At 69.2% G+C, this 22,900-nt stretch carries 21 protein-coding genes and 7 pseudogenes; 16 read left to right on the top strand and 12 right to left on the bottom strand.

The window, feature by feature from the left end:
- Positions 1 to 18: 18 nt before the first annotated feature.
- From ABZ910_RS29680 to ABZ910_RS29670, 3 genes are all read right to left on the bottom strand, one after another.
- Positions 19 to 2,343, bottom strand: coding sequence for an FdhF/YdeP family oxidoreductase (locus ABZ910_RS29680; protein ID WP_361370782.1), 2,325 nt, complete (start codon positions 2,341 to 2,343; stop codon positions 19 to 21).
- A gap of 70 nt (positions 2,344 to 2,413) precedes the next feature.
- Entirely contained in the window at positions 2,414 to 2,932 is a 519-nt protein-coding gene (locus ABZ910_RS29675; RefSeq protein WP_361370779.1) for an SRPBCC family protein, read from the bottom strand.
- A 732-nt stretch (positions 2,933 to 3,664) separates the two neighbouring features.
- Complete coding sequence (locus tag ABZ910_RS29670) at positions 3,665 to 4,852, bottom strand: zinc-dependent alcohol dehydrogenase (protein WP_361370776.1); 1,188 nt, start codon at positions 4,850 to 4,852, stop codon at positions 3,665 to 3,667.
- A 147-nt stretch (positions 4,853 to 4,999) separates the two neighbouring features.
- Between ABZ910_RS29670 and ABZ910_RS29665 the strand changes: the two genes are divergently transcribed.
- Together ABZ910_RS29665 and ABZ910_RS29660 are read left to right on the top strand one after the other, a co-directional pair.
- Positions 5,000 to 6,043: an NAD-dependent epimerase/dehydratase family protein gene (locus ABZ910_RS29665; RefSeq protein ID WP_361370773.1), complete on the top strand. Its 1,044-nt coding sequence runs from the start codon at positions 5,000 to 5,002 to the stop codon at positions 6,041 to 6,043.
- A gap of 33 nt (positions 6,044 to 6,076) precedes the next feature.
- Positions 6,077 to 6,340 (top strand): annotated as a pseudogene (locus tag ABZ910_RS29660) (DNA-formamidopyrimidine glycosylase family protein); the annotation flags it as partial.
- Positions 6,341 to 6,391: 51 nt separating this feature from the next.
- On the opposite strand, the gene ABZ910_RS29655 reads toward ABZ910_RS29660, so the two are convergent.
- Together ABZ910_RS29655 and ABZ910_RS29650 are read right to left on the bottom strand one after the other, a co-directional pair.
- Positions 6,392 to 6,889 carry a hypothetical protein gene (locus ABZ910_RS29655; protein ID WP_361370859.1) on the bottom strand — a complete coding sequence of 166 codons (498 nt, stop codon included), beginning with the start codon at positions 6,887 to 6,889 and terminating at the stop codon, positions 6,392 to 6,394.
- Positions 6,886 to 9,195 (bottom strand): nitrate reductase, encoded by a 2,310-nt coding sequence (locus ABZ910_RS29650; protein WP_361370770.1) that lies wholly within the window; start codon positions 9,193 to 9,195, stop codon positions 6,886 to 6,888. Before ABZ910_RS29650 ends, ABZ910_RS29655 begins: the two co-directional genes overlap by 4 nt.
- Positions 9,196 to 9,518: 323 nt before the next feature.
- On the opposite strand from ABZ910_RS29650, the gene ABZ910_RS29645 reads away from it, so the two are divergent.
- From ABZ910_RS29645 to ABZ910_RS29635, 3 genes are all read left to right on the top strand, one after another.
- On the top strand, positions 9,519 to 10,247 hold the full coding sequence (locus ABZ910_RS29645) for a hypothetical protein (RefSeq protein ID WP_361370767.1): 729 nt from the start codon (positions 9,519 to 9,521) through the stop codon (positions 10,245 to 10,247).
- Positions 10,248 to 10,484: 237 nt separating this feature from the next.
- Positions 10,485 to 10,943, top strand: coding sequence for an SRPBCC family protein (locus tag ABZ910_RS29640; RefSeq protein WP_361370764.1), 459 nt, complete (start codon positions 10,485 to 10,487; stop codon positions 10,941 to 10,943).
- Between the two features lie 136 nt (positions 10,944 to 11,079).
- The gene (locus ABZ910_RS29635) at positions 11,080 to 11,760 is read left to right on the top strand and encodes a HemK2/MTQ2 family protein methyltransferase (protein ID WP_361370762.1); all 681 of its coding nucleotides are present in this window, start codon (positions 11,080 to 11,082) and stop codon (positions 11,758 to 11,760) included.
- 295 nt (positions 11,761 to 12,055) lie between these two features.
- Here the strand turns inward: ABZ910_RS29635 and ABZ910_RS29630 are convergent.
- From ABZ910_RS29630 to ABZ910_RS29615, 4 genes and pseudogenes are all read right to left on the bottom strand, one after another.
- A pseudogene (locus tag ABZ910_RS29630) lies at positions 12,056 to 12,177 on the bottom strand (aromatic ring-hydroxylating dioxygenase subunit alpha); the annotation flags it as partial.
- Positions 12,178 to 12,314: 137 nt separating this feature from the next.
- Complete coding sequence (locus ABZ910_RS29625; RefSeq protein WP_361370850.1) at positions 12,315 to 12,473, bottom strand: hypothetical protein; 159 nt, start codon at positions 12,471 to 12,473, stop codon at positions 12,315 to 12,317.
- Between the two features lie 462 nt (positions 12,474 to 12,935).
- A pseudogene (locus ABZ910_RS29620) lies at positions 12,936 to 13,774 on the bottom strand (ornithine decarboxylase); the annotation flags it as partial.
- Positions 13,775 to 14,042: 268 nt separating this feature from the next.
- Positions 14,043 to 14,762 carry an ANTAR domain-containing protein gene (locus ABZ910_RS29615; RefSeq protein ID WP_361370759.1) on the bottom strand — a complete coding sequence of 240 codons (720 nt, stop codon included), beginning with the start codon at positions 14,760 to 14,762 and terminating at the stop codon, positions 14,043 to 14,045.
- A gap of 105 nt (positions 14,763 to 14,867) precedes the next feature.
- Here ABZ910_RS29615 and ABZ910_RS29610 point away from each other — a divergent pair, with 105 nt between their 5' ends.
- The 3 genes from ABZ910_RS29610 (at position 14,868) to ABZ910_RS29600 (ending at position 16,254) form a co-directional block, all read left to right on the top strand.
- Entirely contained in the window at positions 14,868 to 15,218 is a 351-nt protein-coding gene (locus tag ABZ910_RS29610) for a helix-turn-helix domain-containing protein (RefSeq protein ID WP_361370756.1), read from the top strand.
- A gap of 205 nt (positions 15,219 to 15,423) precedes the next feature.
- Positions 15,424 to 15,939: an EamA family transporter gene (locus ABZ910_RS29605; RefSeq protein ID WP_361370753.1), complete on the top strand. Its 516-nt coding sequence runs from the start codon at positions 15,424 to 15,426 to the stop codon at positions 15,937 to 15,939.
- Between the two features lie 3 nt (positions 15,940 to 15,942).
- Positions 15,943 to 16,254, top strand: a complete 312-nt coding sequence (locus ABZ910_RS29600) for an EamA family transporter (protein ID WP_361370750.1) — start codon at positions 15,943 to 15,945, stop codon at positions 16,252 to 16,254.
- A 51-nt stretch (positions 16,255 to 16,305) separates the two neighbouring features.
- On the opposite strand, the gene ABZ910_RS29595 is transcribed toward ABZ910_RS29600, so the two are convergent.
- Positions 16,306 to 16,620: a DUF6766 family protein gene (locus tag ABZ910_RS29595; RefSeq protein ID WP_361370747.1), complete on the bottom strand. Its 315-nt coding sequence runs from the start codon at positions 16,618 to 16,620 to the stop codon at positions 16,306 to 16,308.
- Positions 16,621 to 16,655: 35 nt separating this feature from the next.
- Between ABZ910_RS29595 and ABZ910_RS29590 the strand changes: the two are divergent.
- Both ABZ910_RS29590 and ABZ910_RS29585 read left to right on the top strand, forming a co-directional pair.
- A pseudogene (locus ABZ910_RS29590) lies at positions 16,656 to 17,096 on the top strand (hypothetical protein); the annotation flags it as partial.
- A 1,144-nt stretch (positions 17,097 to 18,240) separates the two neighbouring features.
- A pseudogene (locus ABZ910_RS29585) lies at positions 18,241 to 18,813 on the top strand (iron-containing redox enzyme family protein); the annotation flags it as partial.
- 21 nt (positions 18,814 to 18,834) lie between these two features.
- On the opposite strand, the gene ABZ910_RS29580 reads toward ABZ910_RS29585, so the two are convergent.
- Positions 18,835 to 19,161, bottom strand: a complete 327-nt coding sequence (locus ABZ910_RS29580; protein ID WP_361370744.1) for a plasmid stabilization protein — start codon at positions 19,159 to 19,161, stop codon at positions 18,835 to 18,837.
- Between the two features lie 340 nt (positions 19,162 to 19,501).
- Between ABZ910_RS29580 and ABZ910_RS29575 the strand changes: the two genes are divergently transcribed.
- The 5 genes from ABZ910_RS29575 to ABZ910_RS29555 all read left to right on the top strand — a co-directional run bounded on the left by ABZ910_RS29575 (position 19,502) and on the right by ABZ910_RS29555 (position 21,911).
- A complete protein-coding gene (locus tag ABZ910_RS29575) occupies positions 19,502 to 19,693 on the top strand; it encodes a hypothetical protein (RefSeq protein ID WP_361370856.1) in 192 nt (63 codons plus the stop codon).
- On the top strand, positions 19,654 to 20,049 hold the full coding sequence (locus ABZ910_RS29570) for a PP2C family protein-serine/threonine phosphatase (RefSeq protein ID WP_361370848.1): 396 nt from the start codon (positions 19,654 to 19,656) through the stop codon (positions 20,047 to 20,049). Before ABZ910_RS29575 ends, ABZ910_RS29570 begins: the two co-directional genes overlap by 40 nt.
- A gap of 237 nt (positions 20,050 to 20,286) precedes the next feature.
- Positions 20,287 to 20,460: a hypothetical protein gene (locus ABZ910_RS29565; protein WP_361370742.1), complete on the top strand. Its 174-nt coding sequence runs from the start codon at positions 20,287 to 20,289 to the stop codon at positions 20,458 to 20,460.
- Positions 20,461 to 20,634: 174 nt separating this feature from the next.
- On the top strand, positions 20,635 to 21,195 hold the full coding sequence (locus ABZ910_RS29560) for a hemerythrin domain-containing protein (protein ID WP_361370739.1): 561 nt from the start codon (positions 20,635 to 20,637) through the stop codon (positions 21,193 to 21,195).
- A 206-nt stretch (positions 21,196 to 21,401) separates the two neighbouring features.
- Positions 21,402 to 21,911 carry a hypothetical protein gene (locus tag ABZ910_RS29555; RefSeq protein WP_361370737.1) on the top strand — a complete coding sequence of 170 codons (510 nt, stop codon included), beginning with the start codon at positions 21,402 to 21,404 and terminating at the stop codon, positions 21,909 to 21,911.
- Positions 21,912 to 22,178: 267 nt separating this feature from the next.
- Here the strand turns inward: ABZ910_RS29555 and ABZ910_RS29550 are convergent.
- A pseudogene (locus ABZ910_RS29550) lies at positions 22,179 to 22,421 on the bottom strand (site-specific integrase); the annotation flags it as partial.
- Positions 22,422 to 22,551: 130 nt separating this feature from the next.
- Between ABZ910_RS29550 and ABZ910_RS29545 the strand changes: the two are divergent.
- Positions 22,552 to 22,716 (top strand): annotated as a pseudogene (locus ABZ910_RS29545) (transposase); the annotation flags it as partial.
- Positions 22,717 to 22,900: the final 184 nt, after the last annotated feature.

The following is a 22,900-nucleotide window of genomic DNA, read 5'->3' as shown; positions in this document are numbered from 1 at the left end:
GGTGAGGTCGGGCACGCTTCAGTCACGGAAGTGGGTGGGCTTGGTGCCAGGGGGCGGGCTGCCGGGTTCGAGTCGGACCACGATCCCTTTGGAGGTGGGTTGGTTGCTGATCTCGGCAACGCTGTTGAGCGGTACCAGCGGTTGCACTTCCGGGTAGTAGGCGGCCGCGCACCCTCGGGTGGTGGGGTAGGGGATGACCTCGAAGCCGTTCACCCGGCGCTCCACGTCATCGTCCCAGACGCCGACGATGTCGACGAACTGCCCCCTGGCCAGATCGAGGTCGGCCATGTCCTCGGGGTTGATCATGATGATGTTGCGGCGCCCGTGAATGCCGCGGTAGCGGTCGTTGTCCGTGTACGGGATGGTGTTCCACTGGTCGTGCGAGCGCATGCTCTGCAGCACTAGGTGGCCGGGGGGTGCCGCGGACATGTCCCACTCGTTGCGGGTGAACATGGCCTTGCCGGTGGCCGTGGCGTAGACGCCCTCGTTGACGGGGTTCGGGAGCTTGATGCCGCCCGGCCGGGCGACTCGCCGGTTGAAGTCGAAGAACCCCGGAATGATGCGGGACACCCGGTCGCGGATGTTGCTGTAGTCGGCCTCGAAGTCCCGCCAGGGGATGTTCACCTTGCCGTCGAGCGTGCGCTGGGCGAGCCGGCACAGGATGGCGACCTCGCTGAGCAGCAGCCGGGACGCGGGGCGGAGCTTACCGAAGGAGGTGTGCACCTCGCTGGAGGTGTTCTCCACGGTGACGAACTGCACGCCGCCCGCCTGGATGTCGATCTCGGTACGGCCCAGGCAGGGCAGGATGAGCGCAGTCTCGCCGGTGACGGTGTGTGCCTTGCTGAGCTTGGTGGAGATCTGCGCGGTGAGGCGGCAGCGGCGCATGGCCTCGTCGGTGATGCGGGTGTCGGGGGCGGCGCGTACGAAGTTCCCCGCGAGGGACAGGAACACCTTGACCTTGCCCTCGCCCATGGCCTTGATGGCCTTCACGGAGTCCAGGCCGTGGTGGCGGGGCGGGTCGAAGCCGAACTCGGTCTGGAGGGCGTCCAGGAAGTCGTCGGGCATCTGTTCCCACACGCCCATGGTGCGGTCGCCCTGGACGTTGCTGTGCCCGCGCACCGGGCTGGCACCGCAGCCGACGCGGCCGAGATTGCCGCGCAGCATCAGGAAGTTGACGATCTCCCGGACGGTCGGCACTCCATGGCGCTGCTGGGTGACGCCCATGGCCCAGCAGACGATGACGCGCTTGGCGCGCAGGACGTAGTCGCGGACCTCCTCGATCTGCTCCCTGGTGAGCTGAGTGGCTGTGAGGATGTCGTCCCAGGACACGGTGCGGGCGTGCTGGGCGAACTCCTCAAAACCGGAGCTGTGCTCGGCGATGAAGTCGTGGTCGAGCACCGTGCCTGGCGCCGCGTCCTCGGCCTCCAGCAGAAGCCGATTCACCCCCTGGAACAGGGCGAGATCGCCACCGCTGCGGATGTGCAGGAACAGGTCGGAGATCTTGACGCCGTTGCCGATGATCCCCCGGATCTGCTGCGGGTTCTTGAACCGGAACAGTCCCGCTTCCGGCAGTGTGTTCACCGAGATGATCTTGCCGCCGTTGTCCTTGCACTTCTCCAGCGCGGACAGCTGGCGCGGGTGGTTGGTCGCCGGGTTTTGGCCCACCAGGAAGACCAGGTCGGCCTGGTAGAAGTCGTCCAGAGCGACGGTGCCCTTGCCGGTGCCCAGCGTCTCGTGCAGGGCGAAGCCGCTGGTCTCGTGGCACATGTTGCTGCAGTCGGGCAGGTTGTTCGTGCCGAAGGCGCGGGCGAAGAGCTGGAGCACGAACGCCGACTCGTTGCTGGCCCGTCCGGAGGTGTAGAAAACGGCCTCGTCCGGGGTGTCCAGCGTCTTCAGCTCGTCGGCGACCAGGCCCAGGGCGTCGTGCCAGCTGATCGGCTCGTAGTAGTCGGAGCCGGGCCGTTTGATCATGGGCTCGGTGAGGCGGCCCTGCTGGTTCAGCCACAGGTCCGTCTGCTCGTTCAGCCAGGAGACGGGGTGCACGCGGAAGAAGTCGCTGGTGATGCGGCGCCCGGTGGCCTCGTCGTTGATGTGCTTGGCGCCGTTCTCGCAGTACTCGTTCATGTGGCGATGGCCCGGTGCCGGGTCGGCCCAGGCACAGCCCGGACAGTCGATGCCGCCGACCTGGTTCATGGTCAGCAGCGTCGTCGCGGTAGTGCGCAGCGTCGCCTCGTCGAGGGAGTACTCCAGCGCATGCGTGACCGCGGGTATGCCCGCCGCCCACTTCTTGGGCGGGGTCACGGTCAGCGGCTCGTCGGGTTCGTGCTTCGGCGCCTTCTTCATGGGAAATGCCTCTCGCTCTGTCCTGCGGATCGTCGGCGGTTCCTCCGGTCTCATGCGTCGCCGTGCGAGGTCAGCCGACGGGCCACTTGGGGACCCGGCTCCTGGGCGGGTTCGGCTCCGAGGGCGTCACGCGGCCGTTGTGGATGGAGCCGCGCCAGGCGCCGCTCGCGTCTCCCAGCCCCTCGATGAACTCTTTGAAGTCGTCGAGCCCTTCGCGGACGGCGCGGCGCACCGTGTTCGCCGGGTCCGGCAGTCGTCCGATCAACCCCCGCGGCTCGACGTGCATGTTCACCTTGATGACCGTCCGGTCGGGGCCGGCCGGGCGGAAGGACACCTCGCCCCACTGCCAGGGGTTGCGCTCGGCGCTGCGCCAGGCGATCAGAGAGTCCGGTTGCTGTTCCACGATCTCGGCCATGTACTCCTTGCGGAACAGCCCCACCCGCACTTTCCACCGGGTCATCGCCGGCCCTACCTGGTCGACTCGCTGCACCGGATTCATGATCCGGGGAAAGCTCTTGAACTGCGTCCACTGGTCGTATGCCGTACGCACCGGCACCTTGACCTCGACCGACTCTTCGATGGCACTCATGATCCACCCGCTTCCAGGCACGGTTGATCCCAGTTTCCTCGGGCCTCCCAGACGTTGCCACAGGGGCAGCTGAGACAAGTCAAGACGCATCTGCAAGCTTTACGGCGATGAGCTGAGGTCGTCCCATGAACGAACGAAACCTTGTCGCGAAGGGATGTCTGGGGTGGTGGCAGGCATTGGCCGACGTCTGACTCTGCTGACCGACGCGAGGCAGGGGGCTCGCAAAAGCGAGGCGATGAAGCTGGGGTGCACTTCCAAGAAACTGGCACGCGATAGTGGCCACACGGATCTCGTGCAACGAGCACGCTGTAGACGAGTGTCACGGCTCCAGCGCGGTGCTCGCAGAATTCATCCAGCGGTGCTCAGGAAGGCCGCGCAGGGTCGACAGCAGCCTGGCAGGACAGGGAGGCCAGCGGCCGCAAGTCCTGATCCGAGAACGCGGTGCCGAGCGGCTCGTCGCTCACGCCCTCAGCTTGCTCCCTGCCAAGCGCCCGGGCCATTCGGAGTAAGGCCCTCCGGGCTCCAGGACTGGGCCGCGATCGCCCGTTTACTCACTGCGGAGAATGGAATGAATGAGTCTCCCGCCGTGCCCGCGGAGGGCAGCGGCGGGGCTGTGCCCTCGGACGTACTTCACCCCTCCGGTCCGAGGGCACACGCCGAGCGACCCCGCTCTGGCGAGATCGCCGGCTTCGCGTATAACGAGAGCCCGTGGCGCGTGCCCGGCCAGCCCCTTCACCAGGGCTTGAGGACCGTCTTGATCATGCCGTCGCGCTTGGCCTGGAACATCTCGTACGCCTCGGGGCCCCGCTCCAGCGGCATGGTGTGGGTCGCGAAGGACTCGACGTCGAGGGGATCCTCGTCGGTCAGCAGCGGCAGGATGGCGTCCACCCAGCGGCGGACGTTGGCCTGCCCCATGCGGAGCTGGATCTGTTTGTCGAACAGCGTCAGCAGCGGCAGCGGGTCCGCCATGCCCCCGTACACGCCGGAGATCGAGATCGTGCCGCCGCGGCGGACCGTGTCGATCGCGGTGCGCAGGGCGCCGAGCCGGTCGAGGCCCGCCTGCTCCATGAGGCGCTGGGCGAGGGCATTGGGAAGCATGCCCGTGACGCGCTGCACCGCCTCGACGACCGGGGCGCCGTGCGCCTCCATGCCGACGGCGTCGATGACGGCGTCGGGTCCGCGGCCGTCGGTCAGGTCGCGGATCGCGTCGGGAAGATCGTCCCCGTACTCGCGCAGATCGAGGGTCGTCGCCCCGTGCTCGGCTGCCCGGGCGAGGCGCTCGGGGACGAGGTCGACGCCGATCACCTGGCCGGCCCCGCGGTGCCGGGCGATGCGGCAGGCCATCTCGCCGATGGGACCGAGGCCGAGGACCACCACCGAACCGCCGTCGGGCACGTCGGCGTACTCGACGGCCTGCCAGGCCGTGGGCAGGACGTCGGACAGGTACACGAAGCGCTCGTCGGGCGGGCCCTCGGGCACCTTGACCGGGAGCCGGTCGCCGAAGGGCACCCGGACGTACTGGGCCTGGCCGCCGGGGACCTGGCCGTACAGCTTGGTGTAGCCGAACAGCGAGGCACCCATGCCGCGTTCCCGCACCTGGGTGGTCTCGCACTGCGAGTGCAGGCCCTGACCGCACATGTAGCACGTACCACAGGACATGTTGAACGGAATCACCACCCGGTCCCCTGGCCCGATCTCGGACACCTCGGGGCCCGTCTCCTCGACGACGCCCATGGCCTCGTGTCCGAGGATGTCCCCGGCCTCGAGGAACGGACCCAGGACTTCGTACAGATGCAGGTCGGAACCACAGATTCCGGTAGTCGTCACCCGGACGATCACATCGGTCGGATCCCGCAGCCCGGGATCGGGGACCGTGTCCACCCGGACATCCCTCCTGCCCTGCCAGGTGAGCGCGCGCATGGCCGCCTCCTCAGGTTGTCGGTGTAGCGGCTCGCCCCCTCATCACCGAGTACCCGACAGCCCCGGGTTCACCAGCCGTACGGCCGCATGCGGGCCCGTGCTCCGGGTACTCGCCCACCGAGGGGGCCTCCATGGAAGGCGGCTGCCATGAACAGCACGGCACGGCATGAAGCAGAAAGAGGCGCCGACGGCCTCCGGGTCGTGGTCGTCGGGGCGACCGGCAACGTCGGCACAAGCGTGGTGGAGGCACTGAGCCGCCACCCCGGGGTGGCGTCGGTCGTCGGCGTGGCCCGCAGGACTCCCGAATGGCGACCGGAGAAGACGACTTGGGTCGCGGCGGACATCGACCCGGACGGCGCCGACCTCGTCCCGCACTTCCGGGGCGCCGACGCGGTCGTCCATCTGGCCTGGAAGTTCCAGCCCACCCACGACCCCGTGACGACCTGGCGGACCAATGTGCTGGGCAGCATCCGGGTCTTCGAGGCCGCCGCGGCCGCCAAGGTCCCCGCACTGGTCCACGCCTCGTCCGTCGGCACCTACACGCCGGGCCCCAAGGACCGCGCGGTCGACGAATCCTGGCCGACCCATGGCTGGCCCCAGGCGGCGTACTGCCGCGAAAAGGCATACCTGGAACGCTACTTGGACGCGTACGAACTGAAGCACCCGGAGATGCGGGTCGTGCGCATGCGCCCGGGCTTCCTGTTCAAACGGGAGTCGGCGTCGGAGCAGCGCAGGATCTTCGCCGGGTCGCTGATCCCGCCTCAGCTGATGCGGCCGCCGTTCGTGCCGATGGTGCCGGATCTGCCGGGGCTGGTGTTCCAGGCACTGCACACCGACGATGCCGCCGCCGCGTACGTCGCGGCCGTCACGCGCCCGGTGCGCGGCGCGTTCAACCTCGCCGCCGAGCCGGTCCTGGACCCGGCCCGGCTCTCCGAGATCCTCGAAGCACGCCAAGTGCGCGTTCCCTTGCCGCCGGTGCGGGCCGCCCTCTCGGCGGCGTGGCGGCTGCGGCTGGTGCCCGCCTCGCCGGATCTGTTCGACGCCGTGCTGCGGCTGCCGCTGATGGACTCCTCGCGTGCCCGTGACGAACTGGGCTGGCAGCCACGGCACTCGGCGGTCGAGGCGCTCCAGGACTTCCTCGACGGACTCCGCGAGCACGCGGGCATGGACACCGCGCCGCTCGCCGCGTAGGCCGTACGCCGACGAGTGGTGCGGGAGGCGGTCGTGCCGGAGTTGCCCGACGTCGAGGGATTTCGCGGGGTGCTGGAGTCCTGCGGGCGCGGCCGGTGCGTACGGCGCGTCGACGTGCGCGACGCGGGTGTCCTGCGCGGGGTCACCGCGCGGCGGCTGCGGCGGGAGGTGGAGGGGCGGCGGCTCGGCCGACCACGCCGCCACGGCAAGCTGCTGATCGCCGCGATCGGCGATCAGCCGTTCCTGGTCTGGCACTTCGGCATGACCGGTGAGCTGCTGTGCGCCGGCGCGGACGACTCCTTCCACGCCCTGTCCGTGCTGCGGTCGGCGGAGCGGGATTCCGCGGCCTCAGGTGGAAAGGACCTGAGGACTGGCCTCCTTGAGTTTCCCGTCGGCCCATTGGATGATCCGTTGGGTCTCCTTTCCGCAGCTCTGCGCGGCGTCCAAAAGCGCCGGGTCTCGGAGGGCCTGGGCCGCCTGTCCGACCATCTCCCAGTCCAGCCGTACGCCCGTGGCGTCCGTGCAGACCTGGCGCAGGTCGTACAGAAGGCGCAGTCCGGTGTCATCATCGGCCCGCTCCGCGAGCCGGCCGGACAACGCATGCGCCTCGGGTGTCGCCGACGAGGGCGCGCTCCGAGGTTCGGTTTCGAGGGCGCTCCGGTCGAGCCCGTGCGGGCGGCCCACCTCGGCGAGCGTGGCCGCGTGGCCCCGGCACCAGTTCGACAGGTCGCGGGCGACGTGGTGGACCTCGTGGTCGGCGCGGTGGCGCTGTGCGATGTCCGCGAGGTGTCGTGCGAGCCCGCACTCGCGCTCATGGAGGTCTCCCAGCACGACGGTAAGTCTCATCGGCCGACCTCCCGGCTCTCATGGGCATACGCTTGCGGGCCACCGCGGGTGGGGGCCACCTCCGAGTCCAGCGGGGCGGCGGCCCCGGTCGTGGGCGCCGGCGACGGCCCGTCCCGGTGCTCGACGAGCCGGATCCGTGCCGCCGCCGCCTTGAAGAGCGGCTGTTTGGACGCGGGGTCCCAGTCGGTGAGCGTCAGTTCGTTCGCGGCTCGGTCGGCGCGACTGGCCCCGTCCGCGGTGTCCGCCCTGTCCCAGTAGCCGTAGTGGAACGGCAGGAACACCACTCCCGGGCGTACGGCGGTGAGGCGCGCCCGGGCGCGGACGGTGCCGCGGGGCGTGGTGATCTCGACGAGGTCGCCTTCGCCGATGTGCTCACCGGCGGCGTCGGTCGGCGCCAGCTCGACCCATACTTCGGGGGCGGCGCGCTGCAGTTGAGGCGCGCGGGCTGTCTTGGTGCGCGTGTGGAAGTGGTAGAGGGTCCGGCCGGTGATCAGCCGGAGCGGGAAGGTGTCACTGACCGGCTCGTGCGGCGGGAGGTAGTCGGCGGCCTTGACGATCGCCTTGCCGTGGGGGTTCATCGCCCGGTACTGCGTGGAGCTGACCGGTGCGCCGGTGACTAGGTCGCGGCCGTAGTTCTCACAGTGGTCGGGGGAGCTGAAGAACTCGCCGTCGGTGTAGAGGCGTTCGGTGCCGTGGGGGTGGGCTTCGTCGCACGGCCACTGGATTCCGCCGTGCTCGCGCAGCTTCGCGTAGCTGAGGCCGCTGTAGTCGCACAGCCGCCCGCGGCTGCACGCCTTCCACGCCTCGAAGCAGCTCTCCGCATCGTGCCAGGTGACCAGTGGTGCGCCGTCCTTGTCGCGCAGGCTGAGCCGGTCGGCGTAATCCAGGAAGATGTCCAGGTCCGGTCGGGCCTGTCCGGGCGGCTTCACAGCCTTCTCGGAGAGGTGGACAGTGCGGTCGGCGTTGGTGAATGTGCCGGTCTTCTCGCCCCAGCCGGCGGCTGGCAGAACGACGTCTGCCATGGCTGCCGTCTCGGTGAGAAAGAGGTCCTGTACGACGAGGAAGAGCCGCTCCTGGTCGAGCAGGGCCCGGACGCGGCCGAGGTCGGGGAGCGAGACCGCGGGGTTCGTCCCAGATACCCAGAGAAACGGAATGGAGCCCCCCGCGACGTAGCGCATCATCTGCATGGCGTGGGTGGGCGGACCGTAGTGCGGTATACGCTCGGGCTCGACGTTCCACAGGCGGGCGAGGTCGCGGACGTGGTCCTCGTTGGCCCAGTTCCGGAATCCGGGCAGGTCGCCGTCGGCTCCGCACTCCCGGGTGTTCTCGGCCGTGGGCTGGCCGTTCATCTGCAGGACACCACAGCCGGGTCTGCCGAGCATCCCGCGGATCAGATGCAGGTTGTTGACCTGCACGGCCGCGGCGGTGGCCTGGTGCGCCTGGTAGAAGCCCTGCAGCACGGTGGAGAGCAGCCGCCGGGCGTCCCCCAGCAGGCGCGCCGCCTGCCTGATGCGCTCCGCAGGGACGTCGCAGAGCGCGGCGGCCCGCTCGGCCGGGTAGGCGCGGACGGTCCGCTCCAGCTCGTCGAAGCCCACGACGTGCGCGTCGAGGTACTCCCGGTCGATACGTCCTGCGGCAATGACCTCGTACAGCAGGCTGTTCATGAGCGCGACGTTGGTTCCGGGCAGCGGCGCGAGGTGTACGTCGGCCTCCTCGGCCACCGGGGTGGGCCGCGGGTCGACGCAAAACAGCGCGGGCGGATCGGGCCCGGCGCGGCGGTCCAGGATGCGGCTCCACAGCACCGACTGAGCCTCGGCCGGATTGTGCCCGAACAGGGCGATGACGTCGGAGTGGTCGATGTCGGCGTACGAGCCCGGCTGTCCGTCGCAGGCGAAGGACTCCTTCAGGGCCTCCGCCGCGGTGGCGGTGCACAGGCGGGTGTTGCCGTCCAGATGGTTGGTGCCGATGCCACCGCGGGCGATGAGCGCCAGCGTGTAGTACTCCTCCAGGAAAAGCTGGCCGGTGGTGTAGAAGCCAATGGCCGAGGGCCCCTGCTCGTCGAGGAGCTCACGGGTCCGGCGCACGATCCGGTCCATCGCCGTGTCCCAGTCGCTCTCCACGAGCTCGCCGTTCTCCCTGACAAGGGGGCGGATGAGCCGGTCAGGCGCGGCGTTCGCCTGCCATCCGAACAGATCGGTGGGCCCGAGACGGCCCCGGTTAACCCTGTCATCGGGCCGCCCCCGAACGCCGACGATCCGCTCGTCCCGTACCGCGATGTCCATGGCATCGCCATTCGAGTGAAGCACGGACGCCGATGGCACCCACCGCTCCACATCGTCCTCCGAGACGCCCTCTGCCAAGAACGCATCGACGCGCACGGGCCAGGGGCATCCCGGCCCGTACGGAGTGCGGCGGCCCCAGGGGGCTGCGATGCGGTCCTGGACTCGGCTCCGGTCCACGGGTCCCGCCTCCTCATACCGACATCCGGCCCGGACTACAGCCATGCGGGTACCCGGAAGTCGACCCGCCGCATCCGCCGATGCGTGCCTGCCCCCGACACGGGCGGATCGCGCTCGTCGTACCGGACGGCGGCGGGCCAATTACCGGATGGCAGCCCGAGGAGGCGGAGATGAACGCGACCCCGACCACGCGCGGCGCCGACGACTCGTCCGGTGCGGGAACACCGCCGGCCGGCGGGGCGCACGATGCTCATGAGCCCAGCGCCGTGGTGCATCTGCGTCCTCTGGGCAGTCCGCTTCCGCTTGGCTTCCTCGGTCTGGCGGGCGGCACGCTCGTGACAGCGGGACTCCAGCTGGGATGGGTCCCGACCCTTCAGGGCTACACGGTGAGCCTGATCTTGTTCACCTTCGTCTTCCCCACCCAGTTCGTGGCCGCGCTTCTGGGGTTCTGGTGCCGTGACACCGGCGTGGGGACGGCTATGGGGATCCTGTCGTGCACCTGGCTGGCCATCGCAGCGGTCACGGCTCTCAGCCCGCCCGGCGCCACCAGCGCGGCCCTCGGGCTGCTGCTGATCGTGGCGGGGGCGGCGCTGCTCGTTCCCGTCGCGGCCGCCGGCCGCGGCAAGCTCGCCGCCTCGGCGGTCCTGACTTTTGCGGCCGTACGTTTCCTGCTCATCGCCGTCTACCAGCTGTCCGCCTGGGAGGAGTGGGAGACGGCGGCGGGGGCCCTCGGCCTCGCCCTCACTGGCCTCGCCGTGTACGCCGCGGCCGCCTTCGCTCTGGAGGACGTCCGGAAGAGCCCGGTGATTCCCGTGGGACGCGCGAGGGCTACGCCCAGCACAGACGACGAACGCTTCTCCACTGCGGCCGACGAGCCCGGCGTTCGGCCCCTCCTGTGAAGGTTGTCTGGCTGTGAGCGCACGGCCCTTGGCGCCGTCGCAAGAGCATCTCGTGCTACCGCCAACAGAGCAGAGCGAGCCTCCCGGACCCGCTTCCTCGCCATCGCCGCCCGCGGGCCGGCTGCCGCGACGCACCATGCGGGAAAGGCACGCGAGCATCTGGCCCCATGGGGTACTCGGAAGGCCAAGCCTCGCGGGGCGGCAACCGCGGGGCCCAACCCGGAAGGCGGAACAGCCATGGGCACGGTGAAGGAATCGGTCGAGGTCGACGTCCCGGTTCGGGCCGCCTACAACCAGTGGACACAGTTCGAGGACTTTCCGCAGTTCATGGAGGGCGTGGAAGCGGTGGAACAGCTCGACGACACCCACAACCACTGGACCACGAAGTTGGGTGGCATGCGGCGCGACTTCGACACGGAGATCGTCGACCAGCTTCCCGACGAGCGGATCACCTGGCGCACGATCAGTGGTGACACCCGACAGCGCGGCAGCGTTCGCTTCCTGAGCCTGGGTGATGACCGTACCCGCGTGGCAATCGTCATGGACATTGAGCCCACCGGTCCGGTCGAGACGGTTGGCGACTGGCTGGGAGCGGCCGATCGACGGGTCAAGGGCGACATGCGGCGCTTCAAGGAGTTCATTGAGGCGCGCGGCGGCGAGACCGGTTCGTGGCGCGGCCGCGTCACCCCCGGCTGAGAGAGCTCTCCCTCGCTCCGGCACTCTGCGCTGCATCCGGCGGAGGACGCGCCTTAGCCGCGGCGAGAACCAGCGGGCGGCTACGGCGCAGGGCGGCAGTCGGCGCAACCAAGCGTGAGAGACAATCAGGAGATCCATGACGCCGGAAACTTCAGGGCCGGCTCGGTCAACGCTTCTGCTGACGCCGCCGGGCGTATACGCCCCCCAAAGCGACACAGCGCTGTTGGCGCGAGCCCTGCAGCAGGAAGACATCGGACCCACGACCGACGTTCTGGATCTCGGCACCGGCAGTGGTGTGCTCGCCATACAGGCGGCGCGATCAGGCGCCCGGGTCACGGCCGTGGACGTCTCGTGGTCGGCCGTGCTGACCGCCCGCTTCAACGCGCTGCTGGCCGGCTGCCAGGTACTGGTCCGCCATGGAGATCTCCTTGCGGCTATCGCAGGTCACACCTATGACCTAGTAGTGAGTAACCCGCCGTACGTTCCCTCACCGACCTCTCGATTGCCGAGGTACGGCCGGGCCCGCGCCTGGGAGGGCGGACTGGACGGGCGGGCGTTCGTGAACCGAATCTGCGCTTCCGCATCAGCGCTTCTCCGCCCACGTGGAGTTCTCCTGATCGTGCATTCGACCCTGTGCGGCACGGAAGCCACGCTGCGGCAACTCGTGCGAACCGGGCTTCAGGCATCGGTTACCGAGCGCGCACAGGTGCCTTATGGGCCTGTGCTGCGCTCCCGGCGCGCATGGCTGGTTCGGCAAGGATTGTGCGGCTGCGCGGGCCGAGAAGAACTCGTGGTCATCCGTGCGGAGAGACCCTGAGGCGCGCACACCGTGTCATGATCACCCGCGATACTCCTGTCTGCGCACGAAGTAGGGGTCAGCAAGTTCGTTGGCGTCGACCGCACGTGGCCAGCCTCGCGACGCCGTTCCTCGGCCGTTCGGGGCGAAGCCGGTAAGCGGCTCGCATGAAGCGCGCAAGTCGTTCGCGTCGACCGCGATCGGTGTCACGTTCGGGTCCTGGCTCGCAGACATCGATCCGAAATTTCTGGTACCCGGTCGCCGTATCGCGGAGCGTGCGGAAGAAGAGGACCTTCGCCACCGCGTTACCGCATTAGGACCATGCGTGATAGCTCAGCGGAGTGTGTCGCCCTCCACCATCCCCAGGCTCAACGGTACTTGACGGTGCGCGGATCGGTCCTCCAGAGCTTGGAAATACGCGTCGCCGTTGCCCCCTCTCGCGTCCCGCCCGACCGGTCAGGCCGGTTCTACGGCATGCGGGAACCCTTCACAAGCACAGCTGCCAACCGAGCCGAACCAGCACTCCGTGCCGTCGGCAGACCGACAAGGCCTCGGTCGGCCCGAGGCCCGGTCGATCAGGCATCCCTGACGACTCGTACGAAGCGAAGGCTCGGGTCGGTGGCATCGGGGATGTTCATCCCGGCCTCGACGCCCGTGCGCAGATAGCGCAGGACACCGGAGTTGAGACACTCGCCGGGCAGCACCGCGGGAATGCCCGGTGGATACGGCGTCATCAGCTCGGCGGCGATCCGCCCTTCCGCATGGGCCACCGCAACGTCCTCGGTAGGACCGAAGAACGCGTCACGTGGCAGCACGGCCTGCGTCAGCCGCAGTTCGTCGGGCGCGGGAACGTCGGGGCACGGCGCAGGCGGCTGCTCGGCTGCCGCGCGGACGTAGGCCCGGAGCGCATCGAGCAGCCGACTCGCGGTCTCATGGTCGTCGGCGTGCGTGAGCTGGGTGCCGAGGCGACGGTGATCGGCGAGATGGGCGTCCACACTCCGGTTATCGCGCAGCCAGTCGGCCGCGTGATAACCGGTCGCGCCCAGGCCGCTCAGGTCGATGACGACAGGCAGCGGATCGAAATCGGCGGCCAGGTCCGGACCGCAGAAATCGGCGCGGTCGTTGACGTGCAGCCCGTCGACCTCCTCGATGGCCTCCCGTACACCGGCGGCGACATCCAGGGCGTGTTGCATGAGGGACTTGCCGCGCAGGACCATCTGGCGGCGCCAGCCGTCGAGACCGGCGTAGATCAGCACCGACGGGCTGGTGGTGCCGAACAGGTCCGCGCAGGCCCCCAGCACGTCCACGTCGATCAGCTCGCCCTGAAGATGGAAGACCGACCCTTGTTCGAGACCACTGCCCATCTTGTGGATCGTCGGCACCGGCGTCCATCGCCCACGAGGGCAGATCAGGGTGGAACGGCAGATGCGCGCCCCACGCCTCGTCCACGATCAGCGGTACGGACCGGGCGTGGCAGACATCGGCGATACCACGCAGGTCCGTGCAACTCCCGTACGGGGTGGGGCTGGTGACGAGTGCGCCACGGGCGTCAGGGTGTGCGGCGAAGACGCTGTCGAAAGTCCTCGGCCGACGGCGGGTGCGCGAGATGCCGTTCGGTGTCCCAGCGGGGGTCGCCCCACACCGGGCGGATCCCGGACAGGATCAGACCCGCGACGACCGACTTATGCGCATCGCGTCCGATCAGGAGTTCCTCGTGCGGTCCGGCGGTGGCGAGCATCGCCGCCTTGACCGACAGGGAACTGCCGCAGGTCGAGAAGAAGGTGTGTGAGGCATGCACCGCGTCGGCCATCAGTTCCTCGGCCCGCTCCAGGACCCGCCCCCGCGTGCGCCGGTCGTCGAGTCCCCCGCTGGCGAGCACGTCCCCGTGGAAGACGGCGTCCCCCAGAACCTCGCGCACCGCCGGGTCAGCGCCCCGCGCCTGCTTGTGACCGGGTGGGGAGAACGCCAGTTGGTCCGTTCGCCGGTAATCGGCCAGTGCGTCGAGCACGGGAGCCTGGGAATGGTCGAGAGCCATGGCCGTCGGGTTCCCGAGATCCGCGAGGCCAACCGGGGCGTCCGTCGCGCGATTTCCGTACCGCCCTGGGCGCGCAGAGCGCGGCGGCCCGGGCTGCCGCGCGCCTCAGGGAAGGACCCACTGCCGGTGGCGAGATCTGACGCGGCCGCGCCACGAAAACACGAGCGCCGACTGGAACATCGTCAGGGGGCGAGCATTGGTCACGCCGCTGCGCACGCTACGGCCGCTGGCACACCGTCTTCCGTATCGCTTCCGTGCGGGTACCGCCCTATGGCTGACCGTCTGTCCTGCGGGCTACGGCAACGGCTGTAGTGAGCTGCCTCTGGACCGGATCCGGCAGGGCCATGCCCTGGACCGTCGTCACCACGTCCCTGGCCAGGTGGTGGAGTTTGGTGTTGGTGTTCTGGGAGGTGGTGACCAGCACCTCCCACGCCGCGTCGGGGTTCAGGCCGAACGTGGCCATGAGGATCCCGCGCGCCAGATCGATGTCCGGGCGGGTGCGCAGCGCACGACGGAGCTGGACCACCTCCGTCTGGAGGAGCCCGTCGTCCGTACCTTCGCCCGGCGACTCGGGTTCGGATTTCCCCGCGGGTGGATCGAGATCCTCGGACTTGGCGGAAAAGAGGGCGTAGGTGTCCGTGAAGGTCAGGAGCCGTTCCACGGCGGGGCTGACGGCGGTGATGGTGATCGTCTTCCCCGCCGCAACCGCCTGGCCGCGAACGGCCAGCAGCACGTTGAGCGCGCTGCAGTCCGTGAAGGCCAAGGTGCCGAGATCCAGGTCCACTCCCTCGACGGACCTCGCAAGGGCATCGCGCAGGGTGTGCTGGAGCTGCTGGCTGTCGTCGAGGCAGAACTCCCCGCTCACGGCGACGGTCACGCGGTCCCCGTCAAGGCCGGCCTGTGCCATCAGGCTCGTGGTGGTCGGCCGTGGCCGACGGTCGCCGCCTCCCCCGCTCGCGAACGGCACCTCGTCCCACGGTTCCAGCATGATCGCCTCCTCCACCTGTCCATCTCGCGCGTCATACGCCCTGCACGACACGTCAAGATATACATGAAAGCTCCTTCGTGTTTTGCCAGACGTACGATTTGGGCCATGGTGGCATTCGACGGATTTCCCGAGCCGCACACCGGCTGGACGTTCCTGACCAATCACGCGCGCGTCCTGGCCAGCATCGCTGACAACCACCACGCGCGGATCCGTGACATCGCGGTGCGGTGCCGGCTCACCGAGCGTGCGGTCCAGAAGATCATCTCGGACCTGGAGCAGGACGGTTACCTCTCCCACACCCGCAACGGCCGCTCCAACCAGTACAGCATCGACCCGAGCAAGGTCCTGCGTCATCCGGCCGAGTCGGGGCTGACGGTGGCCTCCCTGCTGTCGATACTGGTCAAGGACGAAGCGGAACGCCAAGGCGCGGTCGTGCAGCCCCGGGCCGACTCGTGAGGGCTTGCCTCATGGCCGCGACCCGCCGGCGCTGCGACGCCTTCGACCAACCGCAGGTTGCCCAGTAGCCACGCGTGAGGGCACGCGCCTCGCGCGGGGACCCCGAAGCCTTGCTTCGCGGAGACCTGTAATCACGATCAGGTACGTCTGCCGGAAGGACAGTACCGAAGCGAGTCGAGGCATCCATGCCGGGCACTTTGGATGGATGGGTGCTCTACTCTCCCTGGCCTCAGCGGTCTGTTACGGCGTCGTCGACTTCGCCGGCGGGTTGCTGTCCCGCCAGGCGCACTACACCGTAGTCACCTTCCTCGGGCAGATCGGTGGGCTGCTGCTCGCGCTGGCGGCCGCAACCTTGGTGCCCGCCGAGGCAGTCCGCCGCCCGGACGTCTGGTGGGGAGCGCTGTCCGGAGCCGGAAGCGGAGCCGCCATGCACTTCCTCAACCGGGGCGTGGCCCGCGGGGCCATGAGCGTCGCGGTGCCGATCAGCGCCGTCACCGGAGTCGCCCTGTCCGTACTGTGCGGAGTGTTGCTCCTGGGCGACCGGCCCACCCTGTCGGCCTGGCTGGGCATCTGCCTCACCGTGCCCGCTCTGTGGATCGTCTCCGGCGGCGCCGATCCCGGCGGGGAGCGGCGGAGCTTGACGGACGGCCTGCTCGCCAGCTCAGGGGTTGCCCTGCAGTACATCGGCCTCGCCCAGGCGGAGCCAGCGAGCGGCTTGTAGCCCGTGGCCACCGGCCGTCTGGCCGCCGTACTCCTCCTGCTGCCGAGCGCGCTGCGGCAGGTCCCCCGCTTCCGGCAGCCTCCCGGACCCCTGGCCGCAGCGGTCGTGATCGGAGCGGGCGCGGCCTTCGCGCTCATCCTCTATCTGCGAGCCGCGCAACAGCAGATGCTGGCCATCGCCGTCGTACTGGCATCCCTGTACCCGGCGATCCCCACCGTCCTCGGTGTTGCGGCACTGCGCGAGAAGCTCACCCGGGCACAGGTGACCGGCCTGACGAGTGCGGCCGCCGCCATCGTTCTGCTGACCCTGGGCTGAGGCCGCGGGGGACACTGGGGGCATGAGCCGTGCAGTCGGGAGTAACGACGATCATTCGGCCCAATCCGGGCATTCTCGTCTGGGACCGTCTGCGGTGGTCAAGTACGAATGGCACGGAGCCCAGGTGTTCGTCGCACACGGGGCATACGACCCGGCCTCGACCACACCGCTGGCCTCGGACTGCCAGTTCCGCAGCGTGCGGTTCCAGAAGTCGGCCGAGCCCCGGTACTGCTGCCAGGAAACAGGTGCCTGGAGCTGGCGCAGATGCTGCACGTTGTAGGCGGCCGCGTCGGTGAGGGACTGGGCCAGCCACGACCACAGGAAAATCGCGGGCTTGACGGATGCCTCGGGCAGTCCTGCGGGCACTGCCCGGTCGCCGAGGTAGGCGACCAGGCTGATGAACCGGCCGGCCTAGGCTGCGCTCCCGGCTGGTGTCGATGGCCGCCGAACTCGTCGTCCCCCTCGTCGCGGTCGACCCCGCCTACACGTCCCGGTGGGGCGCCGAGCACTGGCAGAAACCCCTCAGCAGCAAGAACAGCAAACCCACCCGTCACGATGCCGCGAGCATCGCGATCGGCAGACGCGCCCTCGGGCACCCGATCCGGCGACCGTCGGCACCGCCCCGCGACGACCGGAGTGATCGTCGCGGGCATCGGACCGCCCAGACCGGACCAGGCACCCCAGGGCGTGAGGAAACCCGCCCCCGCCTTCCCGGACCACGGACACGATCCGCTGGGACCGGACGCGGAGCGAACGCGGGAGACCAGCGTACCCAACACCGTTCGGGGCACACGACCGAGCACGAGTCCTGGCAGCAGGACTCACTCCCGCTCAGTCTCTAGGAACGGTTCTCCGATGGATTTCGCCCTGTGAACGCACGAAGATCGGGCAGCTGAGGGCACGAGTGCCTGGCGGGCGCCGCGCAGCGACCGCTCTCCTACGCTGAAAGGCACCGCTGAACTGTGATTTCGGTGCATCTGTCGACGGTGTGTCGACGTCCGAGCCCTCAGCCTGCCGCTCCCCTCAGTGAGGTCGACCGACCTTTGCCTCCGACTGCAGACGACACCCGCCCAAGCCCCTTCTCAAGGATGACCAACGGTGGCGGGCCGCCAACGCACCCCACTTCGTCGCCCTCGTTTCCTTCGAAGCGATCCGGCTGGAGGGGGATGGCTACAGCGTCAGCGTGGTCGATACGCCGCTCGTCCCTGGCACCCCACAAACTGACGACAGTGACGGTCACCGTCCTGGTCAATGCCTGGTTCGACGACGCACACAGGCGCTAAAAAATTTACCCAAAATCTATTGACTTGGGACATTTCTCATGAAGGCTGATTACTAGACCACAACACCGGAAGAGCCGCAAAGTCGATGAGGACGTCTAGCCGGCGGAGTGACTTGGACAGGATGCGGTTTAGGCCCCCGGCAAGCCGGCGCGATACCGAGGCAACAGTGACGACTGAAGCCTCAGGACACGCGCAGCACTACCGGGGACTGTTTTTGCCCGCCGGAGCCATCTTGCGCGCCTGACCGCGTGCGAAGGCTTCAGTCGATCTGCGTCCACGCCGGGCTGGATCTCCACGGTGAAGGCCGCTTCCTCAAAGCCGTCGCCTTCCTTGCCCTCGCAGACGATCACGCGCACGTGCCTCTGCCCGGTGCCGCGCACCTCCCACTCGGTCACCAGGTCGGTGACGACGAGGGCGGTGACGTACTCGGCGTCCTCTTCGGTATCGTCGGCGGTGACGGCTCCCCACCAGCGCTCGGGATGGCCGTCGTAGGGGCGCCAGCCTTGCGAGCCGTGCGGCTCGTCGACCCGCTACACCCAGCCCTTCTCGGTGTCCATGGCACCGATCCGTCCACTCAAAGAACCCCACGCGCCGCATCGGATCGACGACTTCGCCCCGGACGGCCGGATCCTCCAGGGTCCAGCCGTGAAGCCGCTGGAGGAGCGAGACCTGTGGGTCGACTCGTGGTTTCCCGGGCCGTCTGCACCTCAAGGAAGCCGACCCGCACGCCTGGGTCATCCCGCGGCTGCGCGGGCGCGCCAAGGCGGCCATGGTCGCCGTCGAGTACGACGAGTTCGGCGCCGGGCGCCCCGACGAGATCCACGCGGAACTCTTCGCCGCCCTCATGGCGGACCTCCGCCTGGACACGGCGTACGGCCGGTACGTCGACGGCGCACCGGCCGAAGCGCTCGCCACCGTCAACCTGATCTCCCTGCTCGGTCTGCACCGCTCGCTGCGCGGCGCACTCGTCGGGCACTTCGCCGCCATGGAAGTGACCTCGTCCCCGGCCTCGCGCCGACTTGCCGAAGCGATGCACCGCACCGGCGCGGGCCCCGCGGCCGTACGGTTCTACACCGAGCACGTCGAGGCGGACGCCGTGCACGCACAGGTCGTACGCAACGACGTCGTAGGCAGGCTCCTGGAGAGCGCGCCGCACCTGGACACCGACGTGGTGTTCGGAATCCGCGCGAGCACGAGCCTGGAGGACCGCCTGGCCGCCAGGCTCCTCACCGCCCGGCGCGAGGGAGCCACGGCGCTGCGCGGGCAGGCGCCGTGACTCCCTCGCAGGTACCTCGCTTCACCGCCCGAGGGCGTTCTCCAACTGCTTCTTCGTCATCGACGAGCGGCCCCCGATGTTGCGCTTCTTGGCCTCTTCGTACAGCTGGTCCTTGGTCGGTCCTCCCGCGCCGCTGTGCGAGCGCTGCCCTCCGCGCTGGGACGCCGACTTCGGGTCGCGGGTCGAGGTCCTGCTCGCGGTCTTCGACTCGCCCGACCTGGCCCGCTCCTTGTTGACCGTGCGTGCCGCGATCTCCTTGGCCCGCTTCGTCGACTCACCACGGTCCTGGGCGCTCTCCTTGATGTGTTCGTACTGGCGCTCTCGCTTGGAGCTCGATCCAGCCGGCATGGCGCCGCTCCTCTCTCGTACGGGCCCGGTCACAGATGCTCGGGTGCTCATCCCGCCCGACGAGTTCCCCCGAGGACCCGGCAGAAGCACGATCTCAGGTGTTTCCGCAGTCCGCGCGGCATACGGCAGGGGTAACCGGGGCGCATGGTCCCGAACCACGCAGAACGACGCACGCGTCCGCCGGCACGAAGGTCCGGCCCGCGTGCCTGCTTGTGCCCCGGCGAGAACCCCAGTTCATCGGCATCGTGAAGCACGGTGCCACACCGCCGTCACCTGACGGGCCGGCAGTCACGGCAACCGGATACCGCCCAGCACGTCGGCCCGCTTCGCGGCACGGGCCATGATCGAGGTGGGCGGCGACGCCTTCGACTACGCCGTCAGCGGCACCACGCTGCATCTGTCCGTCTTCGACGCCATGGGACACGACACCACCGCCGGAATGACCGCCACCCTGGCCGTCGCGGCCTCTCACAACGCTCGCCGCCAGGGCGCATCGCTCGTCGAGACCGGCCGGCCATCGAGGACCTGCTGACCTCCCACTTCGGCGCCGCCCGCTACGTCACCGGCATCCTCGCCGACCTCCATCTCGACACAGGAACGCTGACCTGGGTCAACCGCGGGCATCACCTGCCGCTCGTGATCCGCGACGACCGCTGGACCATCGAGCGCACCTGCCCGCCCGCCGCCCCGATGGGCACCGGGCTCGACCTGCCTGGCGAGACGCGCCACCACCAGCTTCAGCCCGCCGACCGGCTCCTCCTCTACACCGACGGCATCGTCGAGGCCCGGGACGTGGAGGGCCGCGACTTCGGCCGGGAGCGCTTCGTCGACTTCATCGTCCGCCACCACTCCGCCATCAGATGCTCCACGAGGCCCTGCGTCGGCTGATGCACGCGGTCGTCGAACACCACGCGGCTGATCTCGACGATGACGCGACCGTCCTTCTCTCGGTGTGGCGCGCAGGCCACCAGGACAGGCTCAGGCCATAACGCGCGGCGCGCCCCGCCGGACCCGAACCGGGTTTCACGCCGGGCCCGTTGGACACTCGGGACGAGAAGAGCAACCGGGGGCAGGACGGACGAACCAGACCTCAACAGGCCGGAGCCAGAAGGAAGATGAGCCGCCGTGACCACGGAAGCCAGTAACCCGATCGTCGTTCGCCGACCCGAAACGGGTTGGGCGAGGGCGCGTCGCCTGCGCGGGCAAGGCATACGCACCTGTATGCGCGCGACGCTCGACAACAACGCGGGACGGCTGCGGCAGGGGGACGGCTGGAACGTCGTACGGGGCGAGGACTGACCGCCGTCGTACGCACGGTCGCGGGCCGGTTCGTGCGTCCCTTCCGGAATGACGGAGGCACCCGACCGGGTGGACATCGCCCGGTGCGGCGCCGGGTCCGTTCGAATGGGGAATCACTGTCAGCTGGGCGGGACCGACCCGGCCCAGGTATGACCAGCGAGAGGCGGACAGACGATGGGGCATGGCGGAGACGCGATCGCGGAACTGATGACTGACCACCGGGAGGTCGAGGAGATGTTCGCCCGGATCCAGGGGATGCCGGGCGGCGGACAGGAACTCCGGGACGTCGTGGACGAGGTCACCATCGAACTGGTACGGCACTCGGTCGCCGAGGAGGAGTACCTGTATCCGGCGGTACGCGAGCACATCGACGGCGGCGACCGGATCGCGGACAAGGAGATCGCGGACCACGGCCAGGTCGAGAAGCTCCTCAAGCAGCTGGAGAAGACGGACACCGACGACCCGAAGATGAGCCCGCTGCTGCAGCAGCTCATGGACGAGGTCTCCGCCCACGTCCGGGACGAGGAGGACAACCTCTTCCCGATGCTGCGCCAGTCCTGCTCTCCTGAGGCGCTGAACGACCTCGGGGACAAGATCCGTCGGGCCAAGTCCCTCGCCCCGACCCGCCCGCACCCCTCCGCGCCGAACACCCCGCCCGCCAACAAGCTCCTCGCGCCCGGCGCCGGGCTGGTGGACCGGGCTCGCGACCTCATCTCCGGCCGCGGCAAGTCCTGACCCCGGTAGGGGCTGGTTCCGGCCCGGGCGCCCGGGTTCCTGGTCGGGAACCCGGGCGCCCAGCGTGTTGTGACGTGGCTCATTCCCTCTGCGGGTCCCGCTGCCTACGCTGATGTGTCACGAGCGGGGCAGCGCGGCTCCGCGACACAGCTCGCAGGACCGGTCTGCCGGACACAGGCGAGCACGTTCCCGAGGGACCGACCGCCGTGACCGATCTGACACCTGTCATAGCCGCCTCCACCCGCTGGCTTCTCGCCGCCTACCCGGCCCCCGGCGGCGCGCTCAGCCGCGCGCTGGCCGAGGCCCAAGCCCGGCAGGCCATCACGCTCGCCGCCACCCTGCGTTACCCCACCAGCCTCGACGTGCAGCTGCTGCACCTGCTCGCACCCAGCGGATCCCACCGGCTGGACCGGCTCACCGGCTGTGAGCCGCAGCCCGACGACAGCGCCTGGCGGAGCTGGATCGACGAAACCGTCGTCAGCTGGGCTGCCTGCCTCCTGGCCGACCCCACCCTGGCCACCCACGCCGCCCGCCAGGCCCTCGCCGTGAGCGAGCACCGCACCGCCGAGGGCCTGCGCCGGCTGACCGCCCCAGGGAAGCGGGACACCGAGGCCGCGCCTCTGCTGCGCCATCCCGACCTGCTTGAGAACATCGCCAGCCTCCACCGGCCCCAGCTCAGGGAAATGCTCAGCCTCGACAGCGCGGAACTGCCCTGATCTCAGCGCCGAGGAGCCTGTCGCTCGGCCCGGGCGCCGACAAGCTGCCGACGGGCCACGGAGAGCGGCCCGCGAAAGCATTCGTGAAACAGCCGAGTTGTACGTGGATGCCAATGGCGGTTACGACGTCAAGCAGGCTGTACGGGGTCGGCAACATCTCACCCGCCGCGGACCACCGCGGAAGACGGGTGCAGGAGCAGCGCGATGTCGACGGCGGAGATGGCCTGCGCGGCGATCCCCGGCAGACCGGCGTTGGACACGGGCAACCGCATCGGACTTGGTCGGGCCGGGAGCGCGTCGCCCGTTGGTCCGCTCGGCTCAGCGAGGCGCACGCGGACCACGAGGTCGTCAGGGTCGACGTCCTGGCGGCGAAGCCCGGCCAGCTCTTCCGGGCGCATGGGACCGTAGGCGCCGAGGTAGACCTGAGCCGCCAGCAAATCCCGATCGCGTTGGCGAGGGCGTCGACATGGACGACGCTGCGATGCGTCTCTCAGAGGCGGACTCCTTGCCCCCACGCCCAGGGTTCTACACCACTCTTACCGACCCGAACCTGCCAGAGAAAGCTCCGGCAAGGCTCACCGCCGCCGGACCACAGTTCGGTCGGGTGCTGAGGGTGGTCCGGGAATGCGGTGGTGAGGGGGAAGAGGACAACGCTGCCCACCGCAAAGTCCGCGCTCGCGTGGAGCACGCCTTCTCCCGGATGAAGAACTACAACATCCTGCGTGACCGCCGGCAGCACGGCGACGGCCTCCTCCACGCTGTCCAAGCCGTCGCCCGCATGCACAACCTCGCCCTCACCGCGTGATCGCCCCGGTCAACCACCCGCTTCGGCCTGCCTGATCACGGCCTTGTGCAACACGCTTTAGGACCACATCCCGATGACACACAGTCACTTGATCTCTAAGCTCGCTTCCGCCCAAGTCCATGGACGTAGTCGCTGGTTCACGCTGGGCCCGCCCCAATCAGGAGGTACAGCAATGCCGGCTGAC

Source organism: Streptomyces sp. NPDC046805, from assembly GCF_040645355.1.
GTDB lineage: Bacteria > Actinomycetota > Actinomycetes > Streptomycetales > Streptomycetaceae > Streptomyces.
Note: the sequence above shows the minus strand (reverse complement) of the source record. Positions and strands in the feature narration are given on the sequence as shown.